At 70.5% G+C, this 3,693-nt stretch carries 4 protein-coding genes; all 4 read right to left on the bottom strand.

Features of this window, described 5'->3' with window-relative positions:
- Nucleotides 1-483 precede the first annotated feature (483 nt).
- The 4 genes from VF092_26215 to plsY all read right to left on the bottom strand — a co-directional run bounded on the left by VF092_26215 (nt 484) and on the right by plsY (nt 3,337).
- Nucleotides 484-840 (bottom strand): MerR family transcriptional regulator, encoded by a 357-nt coding sequence (locus tag VF092_26215; GenBank protein HEX6750809.1) that lies wholly within the window; start codon nt 838-840, stop codon nt 484-486.
- A gap of 184 nt (nt 841-1,024) precedes the next feature.
- The gene (locus tag VF092_26210; GenBank protein ID HEX6750808.1) at nt 1,025-1,330 is read right to left on the bottom strand and encodes a putative quinol monooxygenase; all 306 of its coding nucleotides are present in this window, start codon (nt 1,328-1,330) and stop codon (nt 1,025-1,027) included.
- 334 nt (nt 1,331-1,664) lie between these two features.
- Entirely contained in the window at nt 1,665-2,675 is a 1,011-nt protein-coding gene (locus VF092_26205) for an NAD(P)H-dependent glycerol-3-phosphate dehydrogenase (GenBank protein HEX6750807.1), read from the bottom strand.
- Nucleotides 2,672-3,337: a glycerol-3-phosphate 1-O-acyltransferase PlsY gene (gene plsY, locus VF092_26200; GenBank protein HEX6750806.1), complete on the bottom strand. Its 666-nt coding sequence runs from the start codon at nt 3,335-3,337 to the stop codon at nt 2,672-2,674. Before plsY ends, VF092_26205 begins: the two co-directional genes overlap by 4 nt.
- Nucleotides 3,338-3,693 lie beyond the last annotated feature (356 nt).

Raw genomic sequence — 3,693 nt, 5'->3', positions numbered from 1 at the left:
AGCGAGTGGCTGGTGGCGCTCTGCTCGCGGTCGGGCGCAACGACGTGCACCTCGCCCAGCGCCCGCGCGGCCGTGGACAGCACCTTCAGCCCGCGCGCCAGGTACCCGTCGTCGTTGGTGCAGAGAATCAGCATCGAATCGCTCGTCAGACCTGTTCGACCACAACCCCGGTTCCCGACCTCTCTCCTGCCCAATCGTCCCGGCCGATTACCGCAGCCGATCACCCCATCCGTCCGCCCCGTCACCCCGGGTTGAAACCCGAGGCTACAACGGCCCGAAGTCCGCCTCCGCGGACTCCCACACGACCATTCGTGCCGTGCGACGAACCCTCGGCCGAGCCCGAGCCGGTAGTCCGCGAAGGGGGACTTCGTGTGGTTGTCGCAGCGAATTCATTCGCCCCGGGAAGCCGGGATGCTGCAAAACCACACCGCCCGTCCACCGGCGGGCGGACGGGCGGCAACGTATCGCCGGGGGCGGGGCGAATCAACCGGACGAAGGTGGAGTGAGGATCTCCAGCAGCTCCTCGAGCTCGCCGCGCAGCGCGCGCACGAAGCTGTGCTCCAGCGCGCGGCCGGCGATCTCGGCGGCGGCGCCCTCCTGGCGCAGCTCCTCGATGCGCGCACGGGCGCCCTCCAGCGTGTAGCGCTCGTCGCGCACCAGGTGCTGGATCAGCGCGATCAGCTCCAGGTCCTTCTGGCGATAGACGCGGTTGCCGGCGCGGTTCTTGGGCGGGCTGAGCGCGGGGAACTGCGTTTCCCAGTAGCGCAGCACGTGCGGCTTCAGCCCGAACAGCTCGCACACCTCGCCGATCGAGTAGAACTCGCGCTGGGGTCGTTTCATGGATGGTCCCGGTGTGATCAGCGAGCATTCGTGCGGCCGCGGCCGGCCCCCTCCCCCCGGCCCCCTCCCCCGCTTCGCAGGGGCGGGGGAGAACTAAGCGCCGAAGCCAGCCGCGGCGCCGAGGTCTCCCCTCCCCCATCGATCCCCGGGAGCCGGCGGCCGCGCAATTTCCTGCCGGTGCGGATCAGGATCCCGACGCGGGCAAGCCCACGCCGCCCACGGGCGTCGTCACCGTGTGCGAGTCGAAGCCCGCGATCAGCGGCCGCCCGCGCGCGATCGCGTCGCGCACCGCGGGGAGCGAGAGCGAGGCGCGGTGGCTTTCCTCGCTGTCCCACACCTCCGTCACCCAGATCGCGTCCGGGTCGGCCGGATCCGTGGCCACGACGTAGCTCAGGCACCCCGGCATCTCGCCAGTCGATTCCAGCAGGATGGCGAGGAACGCATCCCGCTGCCCCGCGACCGTGCGCATCTTCCCGATCAACCCGTACATCCCCGCTCTCCCTTCCGTTGCTCTCAGCGCCGACCGGCCACCGATCGCGACCGCGGCCATGCCTGCCAGGAACTCGCGTCTGCCGATCAACTCGTTCCTCCGCGGGCGGATCTGCCCGGGCGGGTAAACCCGCGGCTGGAACATTGGGAAGCCTGCTTCGCAGGCTGCAGGTCGGCCACCGCGGAATGTGCGATCATCCGCACCCGCCGCATGCCCCGCGTGCAGTTGAAGCCTCGCGCAGTTTGCGAGGCTTTCCAATGTTCCAGCCGCGGCTTCAGCCGCCCGTCCCACGCCGCCCGTCCCACGCCGCCCGTGCGCGATTCCGGATCGCGCATCACCCCCACACCTCCGCCTTCGGCTCGCGCAGCATCAGCGTGGTGACGGCCTCGCGCGGGTCCAGCCCCTCGAACAGGATCGCGTGCATCGCGTCGACGATGGGCATCTCGATCCCCAGCTTCCGAGCGAGATCGTGCGCGGACTTGGCGGTGCGGACACCCTCGGCCACCATCACCATCCCCCCCAGGATGTCGTCCAGCTTCCTCCCGCGGCCCAGTTCCACGCCCACGGAGCGGTTGCGCGAGAGGGCGCCGGTGCAGGTCAGGATCAGGTCGCCCATCCCCGCCAGCCCGGCAAAGGTGCGCGGATCGGCGCCGGCGGCCACGCCCAGGCGCGTCATCTCCGCCAGCCCGCGGGTGATCAGCGCCGCGCGCGAGTTGTTGCCGAACCCCAGCCCGTCCACCACCCCCGCCGCGATGGCGATCACGTTCTTCAGCGACCCGCCCAGCTCCACCCCGCGCACGTCGGTGCTGGTGTAGACGCGGAAGTAGCGCGTCTGGAAGGCCTCCTGCGCCCGCCGCGCCACCGCCTCGTCCGTGGCGGCGATGGTGACGGCGGTCGGGTGCTCCAGCCCCACCTCCAGCGCGAAGCTGGGCCCGGAGAGGAAGGCGCAGCCGGCCACCCTGTCGCCGCGCAGCACCTCGCCCAGCACCTCGTCCATCGTCATCAGCGACTCGTTCTCGATCCCCTTGCTGGCGCTGACCACCAGCGCGCCGGGCTCGATGTGCCGCGCCGCGCCCGCCATCACCTGCCGCACTACGTGAGATGGGGAGACGGAGACGACCAGCTGCGCGTCCGCCAGCGCCTCCGCCATCTCCCCCGTGGCGCGAAGGGAAGGGGCGAGGTCGACGCCCTCCAGGTAGCGCGGGTTGCGGTGCTCGGAGTTGATGGCCTCGGCCACGTCGCGCTCGTAGCTCCAGAGGACCGTCTCCGTCCCCTTCTTGGCGAGGAGGTTGGCGAGCGCCGTCCCCCAGCTCCCCGCGCCGATGACCGCAGCGCGCGCGGTCACGACGGCTCCTCCGCGTCGGCGGCGACGGCGGCCGCACCCACGGTGGCCTCTTCCGGCTTGCGCCCCTGTCCGAAGCGCGCCTCGGTGCCGTTCAGGATGCGCTGGATGTTCGATCGATGGGCGAAGATCACGAACAGGCACACCGCGCACCCCAGGATCCGCACCTCCGCCGGCACGCGCGAGAAGGGCAGCAGCAGAAGGATGCCCACCACCAGCGCGGCCGCAACGGAGCCCGCCGACACCATCCGCGTGGCCCGCAGCACGACCAGCCAGACGACGAGACCCACGCCGACCGCGAGCGGCGCCTCGGCCAGGAAGACGCCCGCGGAGGTCGCCACCCCCTTGCCACCGCGGAAGCCCATGTAGATGGAGAAGACGTGGCCGACGATGGCCGCCGCGCCGTAGGCCAGCCCCCAGCGCCAGTCGCCGGTGCCGTCGAGGCGCGAGAAGAGGATGACGGGGAGGAAGCCCTTGAGGATGTCGAACACCATCACCGGCGCGGCCACCTTCGCCCCGAGCACGCGGAAGGTGTTGGTAGCGCCCAGGTTGCCGCTGCCGTGCTCGCGCAGGTCGATGCCGCGCGCCAGCTTCCCCGCGACGTAGCTCGCCGGGATGGCGCCCCACAGGTACGAGAGGGCGATGAACAGCAGCGGGCGGATCATCTGGGCCTGAGCCGAATGTGATGGCCTGAGATCGGGGACCGAACCACGAGTATGCGAGTGAACTCGCGGCTACAACAACACGCAGTCCGCCTTCGCGGACTTCACATCGGCGCGGACGCGGCGTCCCCGCGCAGGGTCAGGATCGCTTCGACCGGCGCGATTCTCGACGCATCGGGCAGAAGCCGCGGCGGCAGTCCCGCAGGGACTTCGTGCCCTTGTTGCCGCGAATTCAACGCTTGGTGGGATTCACCAAGCGAGCAAATCCGCAAACTGAAGTGCAGGGCGCGCATGCTTGCGATTCATCCAGATGAAGAAGTTGTGCAGCGCCACCTTGGCCGCCAGACGTGCCTTGAAGC

Origin of the sequence: Longimicrobium sp. (genome assembly GCA_036377595.1) — a bacterium.
Lineage (GTDB): Bacteria > Gemmatimonadota > Gemmatimonadetes > Longimicrobiales > Longimicrobiaceae > Longimicrobium.
Note: the sequence above shows the minus strand (reverse complement) of the source record. Positions and strands in the feature narration are given on the sequence as shown.